Raw genomic sequence first — 23,944 nt, 5'->3', positions numbered from 1 at the left:
TTGGGGAGGAGAGTTCATGAAAGGTGTGATTTTGGCGGGAGGCACAGGAACGCGTCTATACCCGCTGACCCGGTTAATCAACAAGCATCTGCTTCCTGTCGGGAATCATCCGATGGTCTGTTACGGCATAGAACGGCTGCGTCAAGCCGGAATCACCGACATTCTCATAGTCATCGGCAAGCAGTCCGCCGGATTGTACGCGGATTATCTCGGCAGCGGCGAAAATTTTGGCGTAAACCTGACGTATCGCGTACAGGAGTCGGCGGGAGGCATCGCCGAAGCGCTGGAACTCGCCGAAGGATTTATTCCGCCCGGAGACAAATTCGTCGTACTGCTGGGCGATAACTTGTTTTTGGACGATTTGACCCCGTACGTGGAAAAGTTTAAGCAACAACCGCCGGGAAGCGCCCGGGTGATGCTGAAGCCGGTGGACGATCCCCGCAGATACGGCGTTCCGGTATTCGACGTGGCCGATTCGAGCTTGATCGCCTATATCGAGGAAAAACCGAAAAAGCCGAAATCGAACTTTTCGGTCACCGGCATTTATATGTATGATGATGCCGTTTTTGGGATTATCCGCGGCATCGGCCGGTCGGCCCGCGGCGAGCTTGAGATTACGGACGTCAATAACCGCTATGCCAAGGCGGGCAAGCTGGAATACGACGTCCTTCAGCTGTGGTGGGGGGACGCCGGAACGCCGGAATCGCTGCAGGAGGCAAGCATCCGGATGCGTGGCGTCCTTCCCTGACCGTTATTGGACGCGAAAGGGGCGTTATGAGGATGGCACATCGCGCTCAAAAAGCCGGCCTGTCCCGCAAAACGCGGACAGCGGCGAGAAGAGCGGCGGGGGCGAAGCGTCCCCGCCCTGCCGGTAGGCGCGGCGGCTACGGCCGGTACGCCAGCGGAAAACGCCGCCGCATCGCCGGACGGGGGAACGCGGCGGCGCGGCGGACGGCGGCGGGCCAGGGTGCTTACGCGCCGCAGCCTGCCAAGGCAGCGGCTCCCCCGCCGCCCTCGTCTTCGCCGAATGCGGCCGCGCCTTTCCCGGCCGCCGATTCGGCGGCGGGGCTTTCCCCCGTCCCCGGACCGGCGGAGTTCGCGACCCGCGAGGAGGCCTATGCCGCCGGGTACCGCGAGGGGCTGTTCGCGGGCGGGGAGGCGAAGCTGGAGCGGCTTATTCCCCGCCATATGATGCTGCCCGAGCTGACGGTGGACGATGTCATCGCCGCCGGATTCCATGCCGTCGCCGGGGCATTGTCCCCTTTGCTGCGGGCTGCTGACGTGTTTGTGGCCGCCGAGCGGGCCCTTAGCGAAGGTCGGCCGCTGTCCATCGTGCGCCTTGGCGACGGCGAAATGCTGACGCTCGCCCATGACACCGTCCTCCCGGTGGAGGAGGCGATGCGATGGGGCGCTTTTTTGCCCTATGCGGGCGTACAGCTGCCGGATCCGTCCGCGCGCGAGACGCTTGCCGCCGCCGTCCGCGCCGCCGGCATCATCGGCATCCCCCAATCTCGCCATCCCTCCTATCAGGGCTTGCTGTTTCCGGTGTTTCGCCATTACGGCATCGATTACCGCACGCTGCAGCTCACCACCTCTACGATCAATTACGAGTTGAACGAGGAGGGGTATTTCGCCAGGCTGCTTAAAGGCCGCCGCGTGCTTTTGATCGGCGATAAGGCTTTCGCCCTTGCGAAGGTCTTGAGGCTTTGGGGAGCCGATATTGCCGGCAGCATCGCCCCGGTCAACGGGGTGGGCGACGTACCGCGGGTAATGGAGCTTGCGCGCGGCATCCCGTTTGACCTTGCCCTCGTCGCCGCAGGAATCGCCGCCGTTATTCTCTGTGAACGCCTCGCTAGAGAGCACGGCAAGGTGACGCTTGACCTTGGGCATCTGGCCAACAAATTGATCAGTGGAGAGGCGGTTATGCCGCCGATTCAGGAGGTGTAGACGCTTGGCGCTCGGAAGAAACCGCAAACCGGGTAAACGCCAGGGGCTAAGCGGCCCCGATGTTAACCGCAAGGAAGACTCCCGCCGCGCTTATGAACACGGGTATGCCGCCGGTTACGCGCACGGGATTGTGGAAGGAAAACGTTCGTTCGGCGCGGGCTTTGAAGGAACGAGCATCATCATACCGACCTACAACCGCAAAGACTTGCTGGCCGAATGCCTGGACCGAATCGAGGCCCATACCGCTCCGCCGTATGAAGTGATCGTCGTGGACAACGGATCGGACGACGGCACGGTAGATGAAGTGCGACGGCGCCGAAACCGGGTCCGTTTGGCCGTTCATCCGCAAAACCTCGGTTTTGCGCGAGCGGTGAATACGGGGCTGATGATGGCCAAAGGACAAACGATCGTGCTGCTCAACAACGATGTGCTCGTAACTGAGCGCTGGCTGGATCAGCTGCTGGGCTGTCTAAAGCTGACCGGGGCGGCGGCCGTCGGGCCGGTCACGAATTACATCGGCGGTGACCAGCAGATCGACGTGCCCTATGAGGACGTCGCCGAAATGCCGGCTTTCGCCGCTGCCTATAACGCCCCCGATCCCCGGAAATGGCGGGAGGTAAGCCGCCTGGTCGGCTTTTGCCTGCTGTTTCCGCGCAGTACGCTGGAGCAAGCCGGTTATTTTGATGAGGGATACGTTATCGGCAATTATGAGGATGACGATTGGGTGGCCAGACTGCTTTTGCAGGGCAAAAGGATGGTGATGGCCGGCGATACGTTTGTTCACCATTACGGAAGTTCCACGATGAAAGCGCTTGGTGCGCAAGGCTTTGAGCAAGTGAATGCCCGCAATCACGACTATTTTGCCGAAAAGTGGGGGGATCTGCACGGACTTCTCCTTCGCAAACCCGAGTCCCGGACGGGGCACGGGCAGAGGGCGGTTGATTTTTATCCTACGCATACGTACGTAAAAGGGTGGTCCGATACGGTGTATTGGCTGGAGCACGGCGTAAGGCATCCGGTTTCCGCAGCCCTGCCGGGAGTGACGGGAGGCGGCCCGCCCCCGGTCCGTCTGTCGGTTGTCGATCTGCTGCAAATTCCGGTTGGCGCGCCGCAAACCCCGGCGGAACCGCGGACGGAAGAAACCGCCGGCCTGCCTGAAGGGGCGGTGGCCCGCAGCACCGATGGACGCTTATATCAGGTCGACCGCGGCCAGCGGCGGGAAATCATGTCGGAATACGCCTGCCGTGTATGGAATCTGCGCGTTTTTCCGGAAATGGTTCCGTCCCATATTCTGCAGCAATATCCGGCCGGCCTGCCCATTACGCCCCCGCCCCGCATCATCAGCGAAGATTTGTAATGAAGATTTGTAATGAAGATTTGCAAACTCATCCTGCTTGGAACGCGCAAATCCGTACCGGCATATGCTAATGCAGGGCACAGGCGGGCAGGTCCTCGGCTATGTTGAGGATGCGGGTAGCCCATTGATGAGGGAGGAATGAGGGTGGAGCAGAAAATTACGGAGATCATCGCCCATATGTCCCACTCCCACCAGCAAATGGCGCGGGTGATTGACGCTGAACGGCAGGTTGCCGTGCGGATGGCTCAGATCGTGCACGCCATTCCAGATGCCGAACCCGCGTTTGAGGGAACGTCCGGGATTCTTGAAAATGCGGGACGGATCAACAAAAGCGTGATCTCTTATTTAAATGCCATCGCCGATTTGGAAGAGGCTATGGCTGAGAATTTGGGTGTTGTGATTAAGGAAATGAAAAGCCAAGATGAAGAGTGAAGAAGTGCGGGAGCGGGGAATGATGGCATGAGCAGGGAGCAGGCATATCTGAATATGTTGGATGCGGCCGCCAAAATTCAGTGGAACGTCGCGATGATTTTGGAGGCCAAGGCGGTTGAAGCGGAGAAGGTCCGGAATTGGGTACTCAACCACGTGCTGGAAAGCAGCTTTGAGGATCATGAGAAGCAGTTGTCCGACCCGCTTGATGTCCATGAGCAGCTCGTGGAAGTGATCGAAGGCTTAACCAAGCTGCAAAACGGGCTGTGCAGCAATTTAAAGAGCTTATTGCCCGAAGAAGAGGAGGATTCCTTGTCCGGGAGCGGCGGCGGGTTCAGCGGCCTGTTTGGCGGCGGTTTTGATATGGAGGATTCCGACAAATGAGATCCGCGCTAAAGGCCGGAGAGGAAGCCAAGCTTCGGCTTATCGATTCCATCAGCCAAAGCCAGCAGGCCATGGCCCGGATCCTTGGCAGCCTGGCCGACGTGACGGAATTATCCGGCGATACCGCCAGGCATTTGGCTCAAAATGTCGAGAAGCTGACGAAATATCAGGAAGCGATGGCCCGGACCGTCTGCGGGCTGTCCTTCCATTGCGTTTATTATGGAACTCCTTCGTTGCCCTGGATATCGGATTCATGTTTTGCCGCAAAAGATGCCGCCCGAGGAGAACAGGAGGATTGAAGTGATGGCAAAAACGAAAGTCCGGCGCAGCCGCCGGGTCAAATCCGCAGCGCTCAGAAAAGCCCGGTTAAGAAAAAAGCGTAAATTGACGTTAAAGCGGGGGCGGGGAGCCGTCCGCAAACGGGTCCGCAAAAAAACGATCAGGAGAGTAAGCCCTCGGCGTAAAAGGCTGAGACGCCGGCGGCGCGTGGCCGCGCTGCCGCTTCCTCCCGCGCCGGAGTCGGCGCCCGAACCGGCGCCCGAACCAGCGCCGGCGCCGCCTCCAATTACGACTCCGGAAGGAGCAGCTGCTTATGAACACGCATATAACGGGGCTTATCAGGAAGGGTTTAATGCCGGTTTTGCGCAAGGGTATGAGGATGGACATAAGCTGACTTACAAAAACCAAATTTAAAACGGTGGATGCTGAGCCTGAATCCCGCTGCCTGTCTAAGGTAGCGGGGTTTTTTTACATTATAGAATTTACAACTCAACTTTCGCAGCAAAAAATTGGCAGACAAGCCTTGAAGCAGCTGGGGCTAAAGTAGCGTGAAGTGGAGGGGCAAAAAGGTGTAGCCGTTCGACCCGCCCATCGTGAGCATAGGAGATCCTTTGTAAAACGTGCCAGTGGCATGATCTCTAAATCGGACAAGCAACTCGGCCGCCTTGCTACGATTCCGCTCAAACATGGAAGCAAGGAAGCAAGAAAGCATGGAAGCGCCAACGATGTAGAGGCGTCACGATCCGGCGGGGTCAGCGGATCCACCTTCTACACCATAGCCGTTTCGAGCCGTGTCACAAATCGACGCCAGGTGAGGGGGCTGTTTAAAGGGGCTGCTTAAAGGGACTGTCTAAAGCGCTCGTGTCTTGGTGTCCCTGCCTGCTGCCTGCCTTTGCACGATTATCCCTTTTGTTCATGGAGCAGGGAGCAGGGGGTGGCTAGAGCAAGGGTTCTAAAAAAAGAGAGAAGAAAAAAACAAAAAAGATGAGGAAAAAATGAGGCGGTTCAGGTGAGATTTTCAGCTTGATTAGAGAACGTGTGTTTGGTATAATGAAATAAACGGAACTTATGTTCGTATATTCTTGATTCGGGGGCGAGCGGATATGGAAGTCAATACGGGAACGGAACATCAGCCATTCAGCAGCCGTTTTAACAGCGAGCAGGACTGCATGGAGGCGCTGATCGCGATGAAGTGGCCAAATGGCTTCGTCTGCCCGCGCTGCGCTCACACCCGGTGCAGCCGTCTGACTTCCCGGCATATCCCCTTATTCGAGTGCGGAAAGTGCAAGCATCAAACATCGCCTTTGGTCGGTACGATTTTTGAAGGAACGCATCTGCCCTTGCTCAAGTGGTTCGAGGCGCTGGATTTATTCCTGCTGGAGGGCGGCATCTCAGCGCTGCGGCTGCGCCAGGTAATCCGGGTCACCTACAAGACCGCGTGGTCGATGCTGCAAAAAATACGTCATGCCGTGGGGGAGTTCGATGCCCGGGAGCTGCTCTCCGGAGACGTGAAGGTAAACAGCGATCAGTATGGGCGTAATCCGTCCCGGTGTCAGGTTTCGCATCCGTACGCCACGGCGGTCGTAGCCGGCTGCACGGTCACGGAGTCGGGCGAGCCGGAGCACGTCAAAATCCGCCTGGTACCGCATAAACGGGGAAACGAAAAAAGGGCAAGCCGTCACGAACTCGATGCGTTCATCAACGGGCACGTGGATGTCCGTACATCGACGGTACAGTCGTTCCCTCAGGCCTTTCGGCTGTATGCGCCCTTGCGGAAAGTGGTGAGAGAGGCGTGGGAATCGCTGAAGAGTACGTATGGAGCCTTGGGACTGAAGCATCTGCAGGCGTACCTGAACGAATACACCGGACGTCGCCGGCTGCGCCTGCAAGGAGGACTGCCCGGAGCGGAAGAAACGATGCGGCAGAAGTTACTGAGCATGTGTGTGGCGATTCCGGCGATCCCTTACCGCCGGCTGATCGCGCGCCAACCGAACCAGCCCCTTGCGGCTGCGGCCTGATCGTGACGCTTGAAAATATGGGGGGAGTTTGATGCAGATCAACTTAATGGGTCCTTGATCTCCTGTCCTGATCTCCTGTCTTAATCTCTTGTCCGGTCTGTTTCACCTCCCCTAAACTTGATTCCTTCTCCTAAGCCCGTCTAAATTATCTCGAACCTATCTGCTACTCCACCAAATATTTTTCTCCCGAGCTTGTCTTTCTCTCTGCTACCTGATTAAACGGGATAATTGTGCAAAGACTCCGGAAAACAAGTGTTGATCTGCCGCCCCTTTCCCCCCCACTTCCCTATCCTCAAGCTTTCGGGCGCCCTTCCGCGTTTCTTGCCACGATCGGTTTTCGAATTAACCGTTATTTTCGGAAAAACGGAGGTTTGCAAAATGTAACGGCACAGATGACCCTATTTACCACAAATCTGCCTGGACAAGCCGCCCTCGGGAACATCTGCGCAAAAGTGCAAACGCCAAAATAAGCGAACGCCCGCCGTCCGTATCCGGGAAAAGGCGGATTTTCCCGGGAAAAACGGGATGAGGCTAGGTTATTTCACGGGCGGCATTCGCCAATTTCTAAGGCTTCCGGGTAGTCGTCCATGATGCACGTGTCCCCTCGGCATATATTTATTAAGACCCAGGAATCCCACAAAGATAGGATGAAGAGTTTGATGAACGAGATGGCAAATGCTCCCGGCGAAGCTTATCAGGCCGGATATAATGAGGGATACCGTTTTGGAGGATGCCGGGCCGTTCTGGACCGCATTCCGGCGGTTTCCCGGGAGAAACGCGGCTGGCGCGTACTTTATGTGCCTCAAGGATTTGAGGCGATCGACGGCGGAGTGGCGGCTGCCCTGCAGGAAGCGGTGCACGAGAGCAAGGTCGCATCTCCGGAAACGATGCTGCAGGAGGCGGAGCAGTTCCGACCCGATCTGGTGCTGGTGATGAACGCGCTGCATGTGTTCCCCGCCGATCATGCCGAGCAGATTTCCCGGATCCGCGAGATGGGTATGCGCACGGCCGTCTGGTTCGTCGATGATCCTTATTTTACGGATGATACCCGCAATCTGTCGCTATTTTACGACCTTGTATTCACACATGAGATGGAATGCGTATCCCTTTATCGGGACGCCGGCTGCCGGGAGGTTCATTATTTGCCCCTGGCGGCGAATCCGCAGGTGTTCAGGCCGGTGCGGACGGGTCCGGAGCATCGGTTTGACGTTTGTTTTATCGGCAACGCCTTTTGGAACCGCGTGGAGCTGTTTGATCATTTAACGGAGTTTTTGCAGGACAAAAAAGTGCTGATCGCCGGAGGGTATTGGGAGCGGCTGACGAATTACGACCGGCTGGCCCGGTTCATTCGTCCCGGCTGGATCCCCCCCGAGGAGACGGTCCCTTACTACAACGGCTCCAAAATCGTCATAAATATTCACCGCCCTACCTTGACGGGGCAGGACAATCGGAACGGCCTGAATATAACGGGAGGGTCCATCAATCCAAGAACGTATGAGATCGCCGCCTGCGGTGCGTTCCAAATCACGGATGTCCGATCCGACTTGACCTCCTATTATCATCCCGGTTACGACATCGAGACGTTTCGCGATGCCGCCGAGCTTAGGGATAAAATCGCGTATTATCTTGAGCGCGAACAGGAGCGTCAGCAGATCGCCTGGCGTGCTCTCTGGACGACGCGGCGCGACCATACGTTCGGCGACCGGATCGGACGTCTTCTCGAAGCCGTCTTCGCCGACGGCAGCCGTTAACGATCAAATTTTTGAAGGAGTGACATTATGTTGACAGTACAATCGCCTGAGTCCGTGATCTTTGCCCCTGTAAGCAACCCTGCCGATCCGGCGCAGCTCGGGAGAAGCTCCGGGCTGCAGGACGGATACCACGAAGGGTATTTGCGCGGCCGGGCCAGCGTTATCGTGCAGCGGGAACGGCCTCCTTTTGCGGTGCGCAACGCCAAGGTGGTATATGTCGCTTCCGGGAAAGGGTTCCCCTATGCTCCGATCGACGAAGCGATTACGGCGACGCTTCGGACATTGGTTACCGAGGTGATCGTTTTCGAGCCGGGGCAGCTTCTTCCTGATCTCGCAAACGCATTGCGACCGGATCTCGTACTCGTGCTCGACGGCATGGAAATGCCGACCGAACAAATCGACGCGGTGCGGGCCATGGGCATTGCCACGGCCGTCTGGTTCACGGACGATCCTTATTATACGGATATGACCGTCGAACTTTCCTCTCATTATGATTTCGTGTTTACACTCGAGCGCAACTGCATCGATTTATACCGCTCGGCCGGCTGCAGCCGCGTGCATTATTTGCCTTTTGCGGCGCATACGGAGCATTACCGTCCAACGCTGACGCCGTCGCCGATCCGCCGGAACCTCAGCTTTATCGGTTCGGCCTACTGGAACAGGGTGACTTACCTGCAGCCGGTGATCGGCGATTTGATGAACTATGGCTTGGTTATAAACGGCATCTGGTGGGATCGCCTGCCGGAATATGCGCTGTATGCCGACCGGATCGAGCTCGACAAATGGATGGGGCCGGTGGAAACGGCCGAAGCCTATAGCGGGACGAAAATCGTTCTGAACCTGCATCGCTCTCCGTTCGAGGAATCGGTCAACAACAATACGGCCGGCGTCCAGGCGGTGTCGCCGAATCCGCGGACGTTTGAAATCTCGGCCTGCGGCACGCTGCAGCTGGTGGATGCCCGCGATGATCTGGCGCTTTTTTACGAGCCGGGCAAAGAAATCGAAACGTTCTCTTCCCCTCAAGAGATGCTGGATAAGATCCACTTCTATCTGAACCATGAAAAAGAAAGACGAGAGATAGCGCTGAACGCTCTGGAAAGAACGTACCGCGATCATACGTACGCTAATCGCCTGGACGAAATGCTGCGTCACATTTTCGGATGACGGCAAGGTCCGGGATCTTCATAAACGGAGGTGACGGCGTTGCCGGAGCGAAAAAAGCTGTTTTTGTTCTCGCATGTCAGCAATGTCCGCAACATTACGGGGGCCGAAAAACTGCTGTTGTTTTTGGCCAGGAAGCTGTCCGCCAGCTTTGACTGCACGCTGGTCGTCCCCGGGGAAGGCCGGTTAACCTATTTGGCCCGGCGCAGAGGAATCGGCGTCCTGGTTTGCGATATTCCGCTGCTGTACGGGATGTGCTCCCCATATGAAGGACTGAACCGGGACGCTGAAGGGTTGATGGGCGGCAAGGCCGCCGAGCAGATCGCCGGCCTGCTTGCCGCACATCGGCCGGACGGCGTATTCGTCAATACCTGCGTCAATATCGTCCCGCCGGTCGCGGCCAAACGGCTTGGCATTCCGGTGGTGTGGCATATCACCGAGGTCGTGCGGGATAACGGCTATGCCGAAGAGCCGGTTCGCCTGATCGACTGTTACAGCGACCGGATCGTCGGCATATCCGAAGCGGTGTTAAGCCCCTTCCGCAGGCAGATTGCGGCGGATAAGCTGAACCTGCTGTTTCCTTCCTGGGAGAGCGGGGAGTTCCAGCCCCCCGGGAGTTGGCCGCAGCTGCGGCTGGGCAAACGGCGGGCATGGGGAGTCCGGCCGGAGGAGACGGTGGTTGGGTATATCTCCTCATTTCTCATCCGCGAGAAAGGCCCCGATCATTTTATCCAAGCCGCCCTGGGGTTGGAAAAAGCGTTTCCGCATGCCCGATTCGTCGTCATCGGCGGGGAGGCGGACCGCGCCTTCCACCGTTCTCTGCGCAAGCTGGCGGCTCAGGCGGGAAGCGGCCGCATCGTCTTCGTCGACCACGAGGACAGGATCGAGGCGGCTTACAGCGCCATGGACATTGCGGTCATTCCGAGCCTGATCAACGAAGGGTTCGGGATGACGGCGATGGAAGCGATGATCTTCGGCAAACCGGTAGTGGCTTACGCCTCCGGCGGTTTGCAGGAAATTTTAAATGGCACGGGCAACGGGGATTATCTGGTTACGGCCGGGGACATCGCCGGCCTGTCGGCCAAAATATCCGGTTTGCTGGCCTCTCCCGACACGATTGCGGCAGCCGGCCAGGCCAATCGCATTCGGGTGGAGGAGGTTTTTGGCCCGGCCGCCTATATGGGCCGGTTTCATGAGCTTTTGGAGCAGCTGCATCGCCTGACCTCCGCTCCGGGAAATACTCCTGCGGATGGAGGCAGGGCGGCGGGGGAGGCTTCGCCCCCGGCTGCCGCCGCGGAGGAGGGGGAGCAAGCGGCGCCCCCGCCTTCACTGTTGCCGGCGGCCGCGGAGCCTGCGCCTTCCGGGCATGGCGCGCCGCCCCGGCCCGCTCCTGGCGCAAAACGCCGTGCACGCCCCGCCAAAGCCAAACGCCGCCCGCGGCCTGCCGGGGCCAAGAAGCGGACGGGCGTTAGCCGTTCCGCCGGCAAGCGCAGGCCGGGTCCGGCGGCGCGAAAACATCGGCGCCGGACCCGGCCCGCGCGTTCCTCCGCGGGAAGCGTTCGTTCGCGGAAGCCCGGGCGGCAGCGCCGGCGTTCCGCTCCCGTACGCCGTCATCCTTAACGATTCTACAACAGGGAGTGAGAATGTGAAAATCATGACGATACTGGGCACCCGCCCGGAAATCATTCGCCTCAGCCTGATCATTCCGCTGCTCGACCGGTACGCGGATCGCCACGTCTTGGTGCATACCGGTCAGAACTTCACCTCCAGTTTAAGCGGTATTTTTTTTCGGCAGCTTGGTTTAAGGGAACCGGACTACTGCCTACAGGACCGCCAAACGACGCTCGGCGGCCAGCTTGCCGCCATGTTCTCGCAAATGGAGCGGATTTTGGAGGACGAGAAGCCGGACCGGGTGCTGCTGCTGGGGGATACGAACAGCGCCTTATGCGCGATTTTGGCCGAACGGATGGGGATTCCGGTCGCGCACATGGAAGCGGGCAACCGCTGCTTCGACCTGGAGGTTCCGGAGGAGAAAAACCGCAAAATCATCGATGCCGTCTCTTCGATCAACATGCCTTATACGCAGCAAAGCAAGCAGCATCTGCTCGCCGAAGGGATCCCCAGCCGCAGCATCGTGCTCACGGGCAACCCGATTTACGAAGTGCTTCAGCATTATGAACGTGAAATCTCAAGCAGCGACATTCTGCAGCGGCTGAATCTGACGGGGGGCGATTATTTTCTGGTGACGGCGCACCGCGCCGAAAACGTGGATCGCCCCGCCCATTTGCGCGAAATCCTGAACGGCCTGAATAAGGTCGCCGAAACGTACGGAAGACGCCTCATATGCAGCCTTCACCCGCGCACCCGCTCCAAGATGACGGAGGAATTGCGGATGAGCATGCATCCCCTCGTCGAGTTCCACGAGCCGTTTGGTTTTTTCGATTTCGTCAAGCTGGAACGCCACACCTGCTGCGCCTTGACCGACAGCGGCACCGTCCAGGAAGAATGCTGCATTATGGGGGTGCCGACCGTAACGTTGCGCCGGACGACGGAACGGCCGGAAACGGTCGATTGCGGAAGCAATATCGTCTCCGGACTGGACGCCGACAGCATCCTGCGGTCGGCGGCGGCGATGATCGAGCTGCCTCGGGATTGGGAGCCCCCGCAGGGCTATTTGGCGAAGGATGTATCGGTAAAGGTTGTCAAATTTCTGCTTGGAGGGAAACGGCATGTTTGAGAATAAACGTATTTTGGTCACCGGGGGGACCGGTTCCTGGGGACACGAGCTCATCCAGCAGCTGCTTCCGCAGCACCCCCGGGAAGTCATCATCTATTCTCGAAGCGAATCCGCCCAGGTCGCCATGAACCGGCAATTCGAGGATCATCGGCTCAGCTTCTGCATCGGCGACATCCGCGACAAAGAAGCGTTGTCGACCGCCTGCCAGGGCGTGGACTACGTGTTTCACCTGGCGGCGTTGAAGCACGTGCCGGTTTGCGAGGATCAGCCCTACGAGGCGCTCAAGACCAATGTGATCGGCACGCAAAACGTCATCGAGGCCGCGCTTGAAAACGACGTGGACAAAGTGATTTACATTTCAACGGATAAAGCCGCCAATCCGTCCAATTTTTACGGGATGACGAAGGCCATCGGCGAGAAGCTGATCGTTTACGCCAATTTGCTGCGCGGCAGAACCCGCTTCGTTACGGTACGGGGCGGCAACGTGCTGGGAACGAACGGCAGCGTCGTGCACCTGTTCAAGGATCAAATCCGCCAAAAGGGCGAAGTCTCGATCACCGATATGAATATGACGCGTTTTTTCCTTACGCTTCCCGACGCCATTTCCCTGCTGTTCAAAGCGTCGATCGAAAGCGTTGGCGGGGAAATTTTCGTCATGACAATGCCGACCTGCCGGATCGTCGACCTCGCCGAGGTGCTGATCGAGGATTCCGGTTTGCCGGACGTCAAGCTGGTGGAGCGGGGAATCCGTCCGGGCGAGAAGATCCATGAAATTTTGATGAGCGAATTCGAAAGCCTGTCGACGGTCGTCTACGACGAGCAATATCTCGTTATTTTGCCGACGATTAACATGCCCGAACTGAAGGAGCGCTACAAACATTGCCCGCCGGTTTCTTTCTCGAGCTTCAGTTCCGCCGACAATCTGATGTCGAAAGAGGAGATCCGGAACATCCTGCGGCGCGGGGGGTTCCTGTCATGAAGCTGCTGATTCTGGGCGGGAACGGGATGGCCGGCCACATTTTGGTGGACTATTTCCGGCGGCAGGGGCGGCACAGCGTGTTTTACACGACGCGGGATCACAGGGATCCGCACGGGCTGATCATGGACGCCGCCGACTGCGTGGCCGTCGAGAAGCTGGTCGAAGCGGTGCGGCCGGACGTCATCGTCAACGCGATCGGCGTACTGAACCAGTTTGCCGAGCAAGACAAGATCGTCGCGTATCACATCAACGGCTTCCTGCCGCACCGCCTTGCCCGGGCGGCCGATATTGCCGGTGCCCGGCTGATCCATATCAGCACGGACTGCGTGTTTTCCGGTACGCGCGGCGGCTATCGCGAGGATGACGAGCCGGACGGCACAAGCGTTTACGCGCTGACGAAAGCGCTCGGCGAAGTCCGGGCGCCCGGCCACGTGACGATCCGCACCTCCATCATCGGCCCGGAAATCCGCCCCGGCGGCATCGGGCTGATGCATTGGTTTATGAACAGCAAAGGGACGGTTTCCGGCTACCGGAAGGTGCTGTGGAACGGCGTGACGACGCTCGAACTGGCCAAAGCCGTCGACGCGCTGCTGGACTCTCCGCTTTCGGGCCTGATCCATCTCGCCTATCCGGAGCCGATCAGCAAACATGATTTGCTGCTGCTGTTCCGGGAGATTTGGGGGCGAACGGATATCGCCGTCGTGCCCAGCGACGAGCCGGTTCAGGATCGGACGCTGATCCAGACCCGCAGCGATTGGAAATACGAGGTGCCTCATTACCGCGAGATGCTGGAGGAGTTGGAACGATGGACGAAGGAGAAGCACTGCTAGGCCGCACTATTCTCGTCACGGGCGCTGCGGGGTTTACCGGCGCTCACGCCTGCCGGTATTTTGCCGGGCTTGGCATGAAGGTCGCCGGGCTCGTTCACAACCGGATCCCGGATACGTCCGGCGCCGACGCGGGGATCCGGTATTACTCCTGCGATCTGCTGGACTCGCGGCAATTACCGGCGATCGTTCGCGAAGCGGCCCCCGATTACGTGCTGCATCTCGGAGGGAAAAATTCCGTCCCCGAATCCTGGGACGACCCGCTTCTATACATGCAAACCAACGTATTTTCCCTGCTGTCCCTGCTTGAAGCGCTGCGCCCGTTTCCGGACTGCCGCGTGCTTATCGCGGGGTCGCGCTTATCGGTTCCGCTTACGCCTCCTTACCGTCCGCCTCATCCCTACAGCTTGAGCAAAAGCCTGCAGAAGGCGATCGCCCTTTCCTGGCAAGCGCTGTTCAACCAGTTCATCATGGTGGCGGAGCCGTCCAATTTGACCGGGCCGGGACCGTCGACGGGGATTTGCTCCCTGCTCGCCCGGCGGGTCGCCCGGGCGGAACTCGGCTTCACGGACGAACCGTTCCGGCTGTCGTCCCGGCTCGTCCGGCGCGATTTCCTCGATGTCCGCGACGCGGTCCGGGCTTACGGATATTTGCTCGCTTACGGCCGCAGCGGCGAGGAATATCCGGTATGCTCGGGGCAGGAGCGGAGCCTTTTGGAGGTGGCGGAAGCCGTGCAGCAGCTCGCGGGGACACGGATACCCCTGCAGTGGGGGGATTCCGATCCGCAGCCCTCCGGCGGGGAGGCCAAACCGGAGTTTCTGTCCCGGCTGGGCTGGGAGCCGCTCATTCCGTTTTCCGCCTCGCTAACCGACGTCATTGGTTATTTTCGCGGCACGAAAGGAGAATTTCGATGACACCGACGGTTTCGGTCATCATACCGTTCTATAACTGCCCGTACGTGGAGCAAGCGGTTCAAAGCGCCTTGAACCAGACCTACCGTCCGCTGGAGGTGATCGTGGTCGACGACGGCTCAACCAGTCATGCGGAGCGGCTTGCGCCGTACCGTCCGCATATTCATTATCTGGGAAAAGCAAACGGCGGAACGGCCTCGGCGCTCAATCACGGCATCCGCCATGCCAGCGGGGAATATATTGCGTGGCTCAGCTCGGACGACGTTTTTTATCCGGACAAAGTCAGCCGGCAAGTCGCTTTCATGCAGCGGCAAAACGCCGCCATATCCCATACGAATTTTCATTGCATCGACAGCGCGGGCAACGTGACGCGGCATCATGCCGTCCCGCCCGGTATGCTGCGGAACAACGCCGATTTATACCGGTGTTTTCTGCACGCGAATCCGGTTAACGGCTGCACGGTGATGATCCGGCGGGACCTGTTCGCGGCCGTTGGTTTGTTTGACGAGTCGCTGCCGTATACGCATGATCTCGATTTCTGGTACCGGGCGATTCTGAGCGGAACGTATTTTCCGTTTCTGAACGAATCTTTGACCGGCTACCGCTGGCATGACGGAATGGGAACGCTGCGGCACCGCGAGCAGATCCAGCAGGAGATCGCCCATACTCAAAACCGATACCGGGAGCGGGTAATCCGGATTTTGTCCTTGATGAACATCTGATCCCGGACTTTAACCATTCTAATGACATATAGAGATTTCAGCGCGAGAGCAGGAGGCTGACGCTTCCGGCCCTCGCGTTTTTTTGCGCCTGGGTTCGGAATTACGCGCTTGGCTCAAACCTCTTACTTTTTAAGAGAATATAGTAAACTACGAAACTAAAAAAATCTGAGAGGAGGTTGGCGGTGGCAATTCATAGAATTCAAAAATTTTCACTTCGCGATTTTAAAGTTTACCGATATTCTTCAGGTTTGAACCGAAATCCCAAGAAAAAGGAGGGGCAGCATGAAACAAACCGGAATAAAGGTTGATCCCGCGGTGTTTTCCTTCAAATTCGTTACCGATTTTATGAAGCTTGAAGCCGCCAAAGGCCCCGTGATCGAAGCCAAGATTCGCGCCAAGTGGTTATCCCTCCTATGTCCTGCTGATTTGAATATCGCTTTCACTTTGCGGAAGGAAGATACTCGTCCGCAGGGAATGGAGCATGTTAATCTGGTTGCCATGAACGAACCCGGTTATTGGAATCACTATTTCTTCAATTCGTGGCAGTACGATCAAGAAACACGGAGCCGCGGCTGGAGCATGGGACCTAATATCGAATTATCCAAACCGCCGAAAGCCATGGTTCCCGTGGTGGTATATTCAGAGTTCCAGAAAAAGAATTTGCTGGACCGTTGGAAGGGGTATGATCCGAATCTCGTCACAATCATCCCCAATATGATTGACCGTACGTTGTTTTATCCGGGCCAGCGAGCCGGCCATCCCGTGGTCGGTTGGATCGGATACGATCACCCCAGCAAATATACGAAGGGGGCTGAAGTTATCCCCTATTTGGCCAAACGGTTCCCGAAGGTCACCTTTGAGATGGTCCATGCCGAACCCCCAAAATTCAAACATGAATGGATGAAGGAACCGTTGCCTAACGTTAAAATTTTGACCGCCGTTCCGCACTCCAGAATGCCGGAGATCGTACGTCGCTGGCATGTGTTGGTATGCGGCAGCAAGTGGGAAAATTGTCCTTCCCATGTCCGGGAGGCCATGGCCTGCGGCGTGCCGGTTATCGCGGCAAAAGTAGCTGCGCTGCCTGAAGTCGCCGGGAGCCAAATGCTGCTGGAGGAAATGAAATGGGGACATCCCCCGGCCACGAGCATGCCGTACGAATGGACGGAGCCGTCGTTGAACAAGTATGCCGACGCTTTGTCCATACTCCTCAACGATTCCGCAAAAGCGAAACGTTTGTCGGAAGCGGCGATCCAGGAAAGCTTACGGGGAGAACCCCATGAAATTGCCAAGCTTTGGTATGAATTTATTCGCAAATGCCGCGATCAATACAGTAAGTAGAAGGGGGATTTCGTTCATGAATACGCCCGTAACGGTATTAATGCCTTTCTACAACCCCGGGCGGTTTTTACGCGAAGCCGTCGAAAGCGTCATCGGGCAGACGTTTACGGACTGGAAGCTGATTTTGATCGATGACGGATCCACGCAAAATGATCATTCGCAAATCCAAAAATATCTTCAAGATCCCCGGATCAAGCTGCTTAAACTGGAGAAGAACGTCGGCCAATCCCAGGCGCTGAACCGGGGGCTTGAATTGGTGGATACGCCGTTTATCGTTCAATTGGACAGCGACGACAAATTTTTCCCTCACACGCTCCGGATCCTGACCGACGAAACGTGGAAACAGCCGGAAGACGTCGCGGTGTTCTCCGGAAACATGCAGGTGATTCATGAGGACGATCGGGGCAACCTGATGTTTACCACGACCAACCAAGGCCGTCCATTCACCGACAAATACGACTTTATTTTGGCGAATACTTCCTTGTGGCCCCGCTTCTACCGGACGAGCGCGCTCCGCGCCATCGGAGGGTGGCCGACGGACGACCCGTATGGCGGCCGGGTAATGGAGGATAAGCAGGTATTGCTGCGGCTTATTGAACGTTACCGGTTCCATTGGGTCGACCAAATGCTGTATATCCACCGCCGGCATCCAAACAACCATACGAATCAGGTCGCCTTATACGCCGAGATGGTGGAATGGTCCATCCGTCAAGCTTTGATACGATGGGGCGGGACATACGAACCCGTGTTTGTTACTTACGGGATTGGGTGGAAAAGGTTGGAGCGGCTGATTCCCGTCTCGCCCATAGAAGTTTAGAAAGGTGGTTTCTAATAAATGAGTACTTTGGTAACGGTCTTGATTCCATTTTATAATCCTGCCGGCTTCCTCAAGGATGCTGTGGAGAGTGTTTTTAAACAAATCGAGAAAGGCTGGAGGCTGATTCTGATCGATGACGCCTCCACGGAAAACTACCTGCCGCAAATCGAACAGTATTTATCGGATTCACGGGTCGATTTAATCCGTTTGCCCCGAAATGTCGGCCAGTCCCAAGCTCTGAATAAAGGCCTGGAACTGGTGAAAACGCCGTATATGATACAACTGGACAGCGATGACTGGTTTTACCCGCACACGCTAACCGTGCTGCTGAACGAAGCTTCAAAGCTGCCGGAGGACATCGCGGTGGTATCCGGCAATATTCAGTATGTTTACGAGGACGCTTCCGGAAACCGGATCAAAACGGCGGTCTACAAAGGCCGCGAGTTTAAGGATATTTACGATTTTCTCCTGGCCAATTCTTCCGTCTGGCCCCGGTTTTACCGGGTCAGCGCCGTCCGCTCCGTCGGCGGGTGGCCGACCGACGATCCGTACGAAGGCAGGGTAATGGAGGATAGACGGATCCTGCTGCGGCTTATGGAAAAATACCGCTTCCATTGGGTAGATCAAATGCTTTATATTCACCGCAAACACGGCAAAAACCACACTGCCCTTCAAACAGAACGTTACGCGGAAATGACGGAATGGACCACTCGTGACGCTTTGGAACGCCTGGGAGGAAGATATAAACCGGTGTTTGCTCAAAACGCGGCCACCGGATGGAAAACGGTCGAGCGGTTGATTCCAATATCCCCCGTTCTCCCCGTTTCTTCCAAGCCGCAGCCGAGCTCCGCGCCGCCGAAACTGGATTCATCCGTAAAAGCTCCCGAATCGCCAGTAAAAGCTTCCGAATCGCCAACGAAAACTCCAGCCTTACTTGTAACAACTCCCGAAGCCAAACCAGCTTGGCAAGCCCGATCCGCCACACCTTCGGTTTCGCCGCTTCCGGTACCCCAGCTTCAGGACCAACCTGCCGTCCCGGCACTGCAGCCTGTATTCGCCGCCCCCGCTTTCGAAGCGGTACCCGTGCCGCAATATCTATATATCAATGCCGGCCCGGGAACGGGGCCGTATACAGGTCCCGGTACTGCGCCGTATACAGGACCCGGTACGGCACCATATACAGGTCCCGGCACCGCGCCGGGAACCGGCCCGGGAACAGGGCTGGCTACATTATAGGAGGGATGAGAAATGAGCCTAGTTACCGTTGTTGTACCCGCCTACAATAAAGCCGCTTATATCGAGGAAGCGCTGAAATCCATCGAAAATCAGACCTACCGGGACTGGAGGCTGCTGGTTGTCGATGACGGCTCAACCGACAATACGGTATCCATCGTGAAACGGGTCATGGACCCCGCTCGAACGCAAGTGATTGAACGCAAGCAGAATCAAGGCATTTGCCATGTACTGAATCAGGCGCTGCAAACGATCCAGACGAAATATTTCATTCAGGTGGACGGCGACGATTGGATCGTCCCCGAAACGATTGAGGTTCTCCTGAACGAAATGGAACGCCAATCGGAGAACGTCGCCCTGGCTTATGCGAATACTTGCCATTGGCACGAGAAGAACGGAATTCTCCATTATTTCAAAACCATGAAGCATCGGCCGTTTAAAGACCGCTACGATTTTGTGGTCTACGGCTCAATGGTGCAGCCTAGATTTTATCGAACGAGCTGCGTCAAAAACGTCGGCGGTTGGGAGATCGATGAACTGACGGGCGGCAGAATGCTGGAGGATCGGCGAATGCTGCTTCGCCTGCTGGATCAGTACAATTTTGTCCATGTCGACCGTGATTTGTATCAATTTCGCTATCATCACAATAATTTGAGTCAATTTCGAAACGCCGCAACGTATAACTTGTTAATCAAAATGTTTACGGACAAAGCGTTAAAACGCTGGGGGGACCGCTACCGGGCCGAAATGATCGGCCCTCCCCACCTTTGGCAAACCGTTGTCCTCACCCCTACAAACCAAGGAAAGGAGTAATCCTTTATGGGAAAAGTGACCGTTGTCATCACATTGTATAATAAAGAACGCTACATTGATCAAGCGATCGGCAGCGTGCTGCGACAAACGTATTCGGACTGGGAACTTCTGATTATCGACGACGCATCCACCGACGGGTCTGTAGCCAAGGCGCGCCAATTCAGGGACCCGCGGATCCGAATCGTCCCTCTGGCTGAGAATCTCGGGCAATGCCATGTTTTGAACTACGCGCTTACGATGATAACCTCTCCCTATTTCATGCAGCTTGACGCCGATGACTGGTTGGACAAAGAAACGCTCCGGATAATGGTAGAAGCGGCTGAGGCGAATCCGCATGCTGCGCTTTTTTACGGCAATCATCTCACTTATTGGCTGGATAACCAGGAACGCGTCGTCAGGAAGGAACCGATCATCCTTGAACAATATCAAGACCGCTATGACTTGATGCTTAAAATGAGCAACGCGATGGTGCCGCGTTTTTACCGGACGGAAGCCGTTCGGGATGTCGGCGGCTGGATGGCGCAGGTATACGGTGACCGGATAGCCGACGATGTCCAAATCGCTTTAAGGCTTGCCCGAAAATACCGTTTGGTCTGGATCAATGAATTCCTGTACCATCGGAGGAGAGACACGGAAAACTGGAAAAAATTCGAGCAATCGCGGCCGCTGCGGCGCCAATACCGCTATGAATTGTATAACCAAATCTTGCGGGAATGGGGGGACGAATACAAAGCCGATTGGGTGCTGCAACCGGACGGCAGCTATTATTTGCGCGGGTTTATTCGAAAATAGGATATTGGCTATCCAATGAAAAAAGCCGGGCCAAGATAATATCTTAGCCCGGCTTTGTCGATATTTCAGCCTTGATTCATCACATACTGGTACGTTTCCTGCAATCCGCGGTACAGGTCGTACGTCGGCTTCCAGCCAAGCGATTCGAACGCCCGGATGTTGCTTAAGCAGCTGTGCCGGATATCGCCGGGCCGCTCGGGCTGGTGCACGGCCAGCAAAGGCTCGCCGTGAATATCCTGCAATATCATGAGCAGTTCCTTAATCGAAGTGGGCAGGGCCGTGCCGATCTGGATGATCTGGCCATCGCCCTGCCGGACGGCGGCAAGGTTGGCTCTGACGACATCCTTCACGTACACGAAATCCCGGGTTTGTTCGCCGTCTCCGAAAACGACCAGGGGTGTTCCTTTTTTGATCCGGTCCATATAGATGGAGATGACGCCCCCCTCGCCTTTTGGCGTTTGCCGCGGCCCGAACACATTGGCGTAACGGAGGATGGTGTAATTTAAGCCGTACAGTTTGTGGAATACGCGCAAATACAATTCGGGCGTGCGTTTGGAGATGCCGTAGAAGGAAACGGGGCGGGCCGGATCCTGCTCGTGAATCAGTGCCGTCGTCAGCTCCCCGTAAACGGCGCAGGAGGAAGCATACACGACCTTTTTGACCCCGGCTTCACAGCATGCCTGCAAAATATTCGCCGCTCCTACGATGTTTATGATCGCGTCATAGGCGGGAGCCTTGACGGAGCGCTGGACGTCGACCTGGGCCGCCTCATGGAAGACGATGTCCGGCTTCAGCCGTTTGATCAGCCCGGCGGCCTCCTCGCTTTGGATGTCCAGGGTGTGCAATGCTGCGTTTTTGGGCAAGTAGTCCCGGTTTCCCGTCGAAAGGTTGTCGATCACGTGAACTTCGGCGCCCTGCGCAAGCAGCGCTTCGGCCAGATGAGAACCGATAAAGCCGGCCCCGCCGGTGACGAGCATTTTCATGACAAGTTCCCGTCTTTCATTTGCTCGCGGAACCAGTCGATCGACAGCTTCAGCCCTTCGTCCAGGGAAACGGAAGGCTCGTAACTCAGAACGTTCCGGGAGCGGGTCAGGTCGGGCATGCGCACGGGCATATCTTCATAGCCGGGACCGTACGCTTTAGCGTAGGGCACGTAAACGATCGGCGAGGAGGACCCGGCCAAATCGCGGATTTTATGGGCCAGGTCGCGGATCGTAATCGCGTGTTCGGAGCCGATATTAAACGCCTGTCCGTTGGCATGGCTGCCCATTGCGGCGAGCGTGCCCTCCACCGTATCGCGGATATACGTAAAGCAGCGGATTTGCGATCCGTCATGATACACCTCAAGCGGCTGATTCCGCAGCGCGGCCCGGATGAACCGGGCGACCACGCCGCCGTACTGCGACGACGTCTGTCTCGGCCCGTAAGCGTTGAAGTACCGCACGACGGAGACCCGCAGCCCCTTCTCCGCATAAGCGAAACAGAGATGCTCGTCGATCGCTTTGGCCGTGGCGTAACTCCAGCGGTGGATGGACGGGGCTCCCAATACCCGGTCCGAATCCTCGTTGAACGGAAGTTTGTTGTTTTTGCCGTAGATTTCCGAGGTGGAGGCGAATACGACCTTAACCCCGTTATGATGGGCCAGCTCCAAAATATTGCGCGTTCCGTCGATGTTGCCTTCGATCACCTTGAGCGGATTTTCCACCGTGTTTTTGACCCCGAGCACGGCGGCCAAGTGGAATACGACATCGCAGCGCTCTATCAGACCGCGCAGCAAATATTTGTCCGTCACCGATCCGTAGATCATCGAATGGCGGTTGTTTTCCGTCGCTTCATTCAAAAATTGCAGTTTTCCCGTAGACATATCGTCCAGCGTCCAAACGTAATGTCCCTGTTCAAGCAGCCGCTCCACCAGATGGGATCCGATAAAGCCGGCGCCGCCGGTTACCAATATATTCATTGCTGATATACACCTCGTTTCCTCTGAATTCAGATGACAATGATATTTTTGCGGTCCTCGATATTTTTGGTGGCGTTCCGGGTGTCGAATATCAAATGGGAGAAAGATGCGAGTGTTTCATAGGAGATCGAGGAGTGGTCCGTTAGGATGAGCACGCAGTCGTGCTGCTGAATGTTCCGTTTGGTTAAGGCAACGCCGTCAAGGGAACGCCCGCCGACTTCGATCCGGTTGATATAAGGATCGTGGAAATTCACGGTCGCGCCCGCTTCCATCAGCTTTTGAACAATCGGCAGCGCCGACGATTCGCGCAGATCGTTCACGTCTTTTTTGTAGGTCACTCCAAGCACAAACACCTTGCTTTCCGCGAGCGGTTTGTTGGCGGACAGATGGCGGGTTACCTTTTCCACGACGTAATCCGGCATTGACTCGTTCACCCGGTGGGCGAGCTCGATAAATTTCGAGTCTCCCCCGTACTGCTTCGCTTTCCACTGCAAATAAAGCGGGTCGACCGGAATGCAGTGGCCGCCGATTCCCGGTCCGGGATAATAAGGCGTAAATCCGTAAGGTTTCGTGCTGGCCGCTTCAATGGCTTCCCAGAGGTTAATGTTCATTTTTTCACACAGAATGGCTAGTTCGTTCATAAAAGAGATGTTGATCAGTCTTTGGCAGTTCTCGAGCAGCTTGGTAAACTCGGCCACACGCGGGGAAGAGACGACGACGACGCGGTCAAAGATGCTTTCGTATACGGCTTTGGCCGTTTCCGTGCATTTTTCGGTGACTCCTCCGAGCACCTTCGGGATCAGATGCAGTTCCTTCTGATCGGGGCCCGGGTCGATGCGTTCCGGCGAATAAGCAAGAAATGCGGTTTGGCCGACGACGAGCCCCGTCGATTCGATCATCGGCAGCAGCACTTCCTCCGTCGTGCCGGGATAAGTGGAGCTTTCCAGAACGATCAGCTGGCCTTTTTGCAGATAGGGTAAGGCGTTGTTCATGGCCCCCCGCACATAGGTCAAATCCGGTTCAAAGTTTCGGTCCAGCGGAGTCGGTACGCACATAATGACCGCATCCGCCCGGCTGATGTCGCTGAATGAATCGCTGACATGAAACCGTCCTCCCGCGAACATGGCTCTAATCTCTCTGGATGTAAAATCGGATAAATAACTTTGCAGGTTTCTCAATTTGGCAATTTTACTAGCATCCACGTCGATGCCGTAAACGGTATGGCCGTTCTGCAGAAATAGAGAAGCTAACGGAAGTCCGACGTACCCGAGGCCGATGACGGCGATGCTGGCTTTTGCCTGATTCATAGGTTTTCACTCCTTTTCTGGTAGATGGTATATCCTACTCAAGCAAGTCTTTCATTGATATAGATAGAAGTACCCGTGATAGAAAAAATGGTAGAATATCCTGCCGGCGCAATAGATTCGTATAGACGAAAATAAACGTGCTTGTCCTTCGGCGATTTGGTCGAATGCCCCTTACGGCGGAT

The 23,944-nt window shown here is 56.6% G+C and carries 24 protein-coding genes and 1 pseudogene; 21 read left to right on the top strand and 4 right to left on the bottom strand.

The window, feature by feature from the left end:
- The first annotated feature begins 16 nt into the window (after positions 1-16).
- The 7 genes from NYE69_RS28645 to NYE69_RS28615 all read left to right on the top strand — a co-directional run bounded on the left by NYE69_RS28645 (position 17) and on the right by NYE69_RS28615 (position 4,810).
- The gene (locus tag NYE69_RS28645; RefSeq protein WP_340929313.1) at positions 17-748 is read left to right on the top strand and encodes a sugar phosphate nucleotidyltransferase; all 732 of its coding nucleotides are present in this window, start codon (positions 17-19) and stop codon (positions 746-748) included.
- Positions 749-780: 32 nt separating this feature from the next.
- Positions 781-1,947 carry a GT-D fold domain-containing protein gene (locus NYE69_RS28640; protein ID WP_340929312.1) on the top strand — a complete coding sequence of 389 codons (1,167 nt, stop codon included), beginning with the start codon at positions 781-783 and terminating at the stop codon, positions 1,945-1,947.
- Positions 1,948-1,951: 4 nt separating this feature from the next.
- Positions 1,952-3,304, top strand: a complete 1,353-nt coding sequence (locus NYE69_RS28635; RefSeq protein ID WP_340929311.1) for a glycosyltransferase family 2 protein — start codon at positions 1,952-1,954, stop codon at positions 3,302-3,304.
- Positions 3,305-3,448: 144 nt separating this feature from the next.
- A complete protein-coding gene (locus tag NYE69_RS28630; RefSeq protein ID WP_082207696.1) occupies positions 3,449-3,736 on the top strand; it encodes a nucleoside-diphosphate sugar epimerase in 288 nt (95 codons plus the stop codon).
- A gap of 27 nt (positions 3,737-3,763) precedes the next feature.
- Positions 3,764-4,117, top strand: a complete 354-nt coding sequence (locus NYE69_RS28625) for a restriction endonuclease subunit S (protein ID WP_340929308.1) — start codon at positions 3,764-3,766, stop codon at positions 4,115-4,117.
- On the top strand, positions 4,114-4,416 hold the full coding sequence (locus tag NYE69_RS28620) for a hypothetical protein (protein ID WP_036620340.1): 303 nt from the start codon (positions 4,114-4,116) through the stop codon (positions 4,414-4,416). Before NYE69_RS28625 ends, NYE69_RS28620 begins: the two co-directional genes overlap by 4 nt.
- Positions 4,417-4,420: 4 nt before the next feature.
- A complete protein-coding gene (locus tag NYE69_RS28615) occupies positions 4,421-4,810 on the top strand; it encodes a hypothetical protein (protein ID WP_340929306.1) in 390 nt (129 codons plus the stop codon).
- Positions 4,811-4,937: 127 nt separating this feature from the next.
- On the opposite strand, the pseudogene NYE69_RS33820 reads toward NYE69_RS28615, so the two are convergent.
- A pseudogene (locus NYE69_RS33820) lies at positions 4,938-5,087 on the bottom strand (IS4 family transposase); the annotation flags it as partial.
- Positions 5,088-5,499: 412 nt separating this feature from the next.
- Between NYE69_RS33820 and NYE69_RS28610 the strand changes: the two are divergent.
- The 14 genes from NYE69_RS28610 (at position 5,500) to NYE69_RS28545 (ending at position 20,495) form a co-directional block, all read left to right on the top strand.
- A complete protein-coding gene (locus tag NYE69_RS28610) occupies positions 5,500-6,414 on the top strand; it encodes an IS1595 family transposase (RefSeq protein WP_340929305.1) in 915 nt (304 codons plus the stop codon).
- A gap of 647 nt (positions 6,415-7,061) precedes the next feature.
- Positions 7,062-8,165: a CgeB family protein gene (locus tag NYE69_RS28605; protein WP_445744796.1), complete on the top strand. Its 1,104-nt coding sequence runs from the start codon at positions 7,062-7,064 to the stop codon at positions 8,163-8,165.
- A gap of 27 nt (positions 8,166-8,192) precedes the next feature.
- On the top strand, positions 8,193-9,329 hold the full coding sequence (locus NYE69_RS28600; protein ID WP_340929302.1) for a CgeB family protein: 1,137 nt from the start codon (positions 8,193-8,195) through the stop codon (positions 9,327-9,329).
- A 39-nt stretch (positions 9,330-9,368) separates the two neighbouring features.
- Positions 9,369-10,946: a glycosyltransferase family 4 protein gene (locus NYE69_RS28595; RefSeq protein WP_340929301.1), complete on the top strand. Its 1,578-nt coding sequence runs from the start codon at positions 9,369-9,371 to the stop codon at positions 10,944-10,946.
- Positions 10,947-10,971: 25 nt separating this feature from the next.
- Positions 10,972-12,063, top strand: coding sequence for a non-hydrolyzing UDP-N-acetylglucosamine 2-epimerase (gene wecB / locus NYE69_RS28590; RefSeq protein ID WP_270620066.1), 1,092 nt, complete (start codon positions 10,972-10,974; stop codon positions 12,061-12,063).
- Complete coding sequence (locus tag NYE69_RS28585) at positions 12,056-13,042, top strand: polysaccharide biosynthesis protein (RefSeq protein WP_340929300.1); 987 nt, start codon at positions 12,056-12,058, stop codon at positions 13,040-13,042. The genes wecB and NYE69_RS28585 overlap by 8 nt, the downstream gene beginning before the upstream one ends.
- Positions 13,039-13,872 (top strand): SDR family oxidoreductase, encoded by an 834-nt coding sequence (locus tag NYE69_RS28580; RefSeq protein WP_340929299.1) that lies wholly within the window; start codon positions 13,039-13,041, stop codon positions 13,870-13,872. Before NYE69_RS28585 ends, NYE69_RS28580 begins: the two co-directional genes overlap by 4 nt.
- The gene (locus NYE69_RS28575) at positions 13,848-14,783 is read left to right on the top strand and encodes an NAD-dependent epimerase/dehydratase family protein (protein WP_340929296.1); all 936 of its coding nucleotides are present in this window, start codon (positions 13,848-13,850) and stop codon (positions 14,781-14,783) included. The genes NYE69_RS28580 and NYE69_RS28575 overlap by 25 nt, the downstream gene beginning before the upstream one ends.
- The gene (locus NYE69_RS28570) at positions 14,780-15,502 is read left to right on the top strand and encodes a glycosyltransferase (protein WP_328270928.1); all 723 of its coding nucleotides are present in this window, start codon (positions 14,780-14,782) and stop codon (positions 15,500-15,502) included. Before NYE69_RS28575 ends, NYE69_RS28570 begins: the two co-directional genes overlap by 4 nt.
- A gap of 282 nt (positions 15,503-15,784) precedes the next feature.
- Positions 15,785-16,840 carry a glycosyltransferase family 4 protein gene (locus NYE69_RS28565; protein ID WP_328270930.1) on the top strand — a complete coding sequence of 352 codons (1,056 nt, stop codon included), beginning with the start codon at positions 15,785-15,787 and terminating at the stop codon, positions 16,838-16,840.
- A 16-nt stretch (positions 16,841-16,856) separates the two neighbouring features.
- Entirely contained in the window at positions 16,857-17,657 is an 801-nt protein-coding gene (locus NYE69_RS28560) for a glycosyltransferase family 2 protein (protein WP_328270932.1), read from the top strand.
- A gap of 18 nt (positions 17,658-17,675) precedes the next feature.
- On the top strand, positions 17,676-18,893 hold the full coding sequence (locus NYE69_RS28555) for a glycosyltransferase family 2 protein (RefSeq protein WP_328270933.1): 1,218 nt from the start codon (positions 17,676-17,678) through the stop codon (positions 18,891-18,893).
- Between the two features lie 12 nt (positions 18,894-18,905).
- Positions 18,906-19,703, top strand: coding sequence for a glycosyltransferase family 2 protein (locus NYE69_RS28550; protein WP_328270934.1), 798 nt, complete (start codon positions 18,906-18,908; stop codon positions 19,701-19,703).
- A gap of 6 nt (positions 19,704-19,709) precedes the next feature.
- Positions 19,710-20,495 (top strand): glycosyltransferase family 2 protein, encoded by a 786-nt coding sequence (locus NYE69_RS28545; RefSeq protein ID WP_328270935.1) that lies wholly within the window; start codon positions 19,710-19,712, stop codon positions 20,493-20,495.
- Positions 20,496-20,560: 65 nt separating this feature from the next.
- Here the strand turns inward: NYE69_RS28545 and NYE69_RS28540 are convergent, their stop codons facing one another.
- Genes NYE69_RS28540 through NYE69_RS28530 form a run of 3 tightly spaced genes read right to left on the bottom strand, consistent with a single transcriptional unit; the run spans position 20,561 to position 23,762 of the window.
- On the bottom strand, positions 20,561-21,478 hold the full coding sequence (locus NYE69_RS28540) for an NAD-dependent epimerase/dehydratase family protein (protein ID WP_340929292.1): 918 nt from the start codon (positions 21,476-21,478) through the stop codon (positions 20,561-20,563).
- Complete coding sequence (locus NYE69_RS28535; RefSeq protein WP_328270938.1) at positions 21,475-22,455, bottom strand: NAD-dependent epimerase/dehydratase family protein; 981 nt, start codon at positions 22,453-22,455, stop codon at positions 21,475-21,477. The genes NYE69_RS28540 and NYE69_RS28535 overlap by 4 nt, the downstream gene beginning before the upstream one ends.
- A gap of 29 nt (positions 22,456-22,484) precedes the next feature.
- Positions 22,485-23,762: a nucleotide sugar dehydrogenase gene (locus NYE69_RS28530; protein WP_328270940.1), complete on the bottom strand. Its 1,278-nt coding sequence runs from the start codon at positions 23,760-23,762 to the stop codon at positions 22,485-22,487.
- Positions 23,763-23,944: the final 182 nt, after the last annotated feature.

Origin of the sequence: Paenibacillus sp. FSL R5-0527 (assembly GCF_038008055.1) — a bacterium.
Lineage (GTDB): Bacteria > Bacillota > Bacilli > Paenibacillales > Paenibacillaceae > Fontibacillus > Fontibacillus macerans.
Note: the sequence above shows the minus strand (reverse complement) of the source record. Positions and strands in the feature narration are given on the sequence as shown.

What these genes read in the sequence shown, in the direction of transcription:
- NYE69_RS28560 (WP_328270932.1), top strand. Translation starts at nt 16,857, where the DNA reads ATGAATACGCCCGTAACGGTATTAATGCCTTTCTACAACCCCGGGCGG.
- NYE69_RS28545 (WP_328270935.1), top strand. Translation starts at nt 19,710, where the DNA reads ATGGGAAAAGTGACCGTTGTCATCACATTGTATAATAAAGAACGCTAC.
- NYE69_RS28620 (WP_036620340.1), top strand. Translation starts at nt 4,114, where the DNA reads ATGAGATCCGCGCTAAAGGCCGGAGAGGAAGCCAAGCTTCGGCTTATC.
- NYE69_RS28530 (WP_328270940.1), bottom strand. Translation starts at nt 23,762, where the DNA reads ATGAATCAGGCAAAAGCCAGCATCGCCGTCATCGGCCTCGGGTACGTC.
- NYE69_RS28550 (WP_328270934.1), top strand. Translation starts at nt 18,906, where the DNA reads ATGAGCCTAGTTACCGTTGTTGTACCCGCCTACAATAAAGCCGCTTAT.
- NYE69_RS28580 (WP_340929299.1), top strand. Translation starts at nt 13,039, where the DNA reads ATGAAGCTGCTGATTCTGGGCGGGAACGGGATGGCCGGCCACATTTTG.
- NYE69_RS28615 (WP_340929306.1), top strand. Translation starts at nt 4,421, where the DNA reads ATGGCAAAAACGAAAGTCCGGCGCAGCCGCCGGGTCAAATCCGCAGCG.
- NYE69_RS28640 (WP_340929312.1), top strand. Translation starts at nt 781, where the DNA reads ATGGCACATCGCGCTCAAAAAGCCGGCCTGTCCCGCAAAACGCGGACA.
- NYE69_RS28625 (WP_340929308.1), top strand. Translation starts at nt 3,764, where the DNA reads ATGAGCAGGGAGCAGGCATATCTGAATATGTTGGATGCGGCCGCCAAA.
- NYE69_RS28610 (WP_340929305.1), top strand. Translation starts at nt 5,500, where the DNA reads ATGGAAGTCAATACGGGAACGGAACATCAGCCATTCAGCAGCCGTTTT.
- NYE69_RS28605 (WP_445744796.1), top strand. Translation starts at nt 7,062, where the DNA reads ATGAAGAGTTTGATGAACGAGATGGCAAATGCTCCCGGCGAAGCTTAT.
- NYE69_RS28575 (WP_340929296.1), top strand. Translation starts at nt 13,848, where the DNA reads ATGGACGAAGGAGAAGCACTGCTAGGCCGCACTATTCTCGTCACGGGC.
- NYE69_RS28555 (WP_328270933.1), top strand. Translation starts at nt 17,676, where the DNA reads ATGAGTACTTTGGTAACGGTCTTGATTCCATTTTATAATCCTGCCGGC.
- NYE69_RS28540 (WP_340929292.1), bottom strand. Translation starts at nt 21,478, where the DNA reads ATGAAAATGCTCGTCACCGGCGGGGCCGGCTTTATCGGTTCTCATCTG.
- NYE69_RS28600 (WP_340929302.1), top strand. Translation starts at nt 8,193, where the DNA reads ATGTTGACAGTACAATCGCCTGAGTCCGTGATCTTTGCCCCTGTAAGC.
- NYE69_RS28570 (WP_328270928.1), top strand. Translation starts at nt 14,780, where the DNA reads ATGACACCGACGGTTTCGGTCATCATACCGTTCTATAACTGCCCGTAC.
- NYE69_RS28565 (WP_328270930.1), top strand. Translation starts at nt 15,785, where the DNA reads ATGAAACAAACCGGAATAAAGGTTGATCCCGCGGTGTTTTCCTTCAAA.
- NYE69_RS28585 (WP_340929300.1), top strand. Translation starts at nt 12,056, where the DNA reads ATGTTTGAGAATAAACGTATTTTGGTCACCGGGGGGACCGGTTCCTGG.
- NYE69_RS28645 (WP_340929313.1), top strand. Translation starts at nt 17, where the DNA reads ATGAAAGGTGTGATTTTGGCGGGAGGCACAGGAACGCGTCTATACCCG.
- NYE69_RS28535 (WP_328270938.1), bottom strand. Translation starts at nt 22,455, where the DNA reads ATGAATATATTGGTAACCGGCGGCGCCGGCTTTATCGGATCCCATCTG.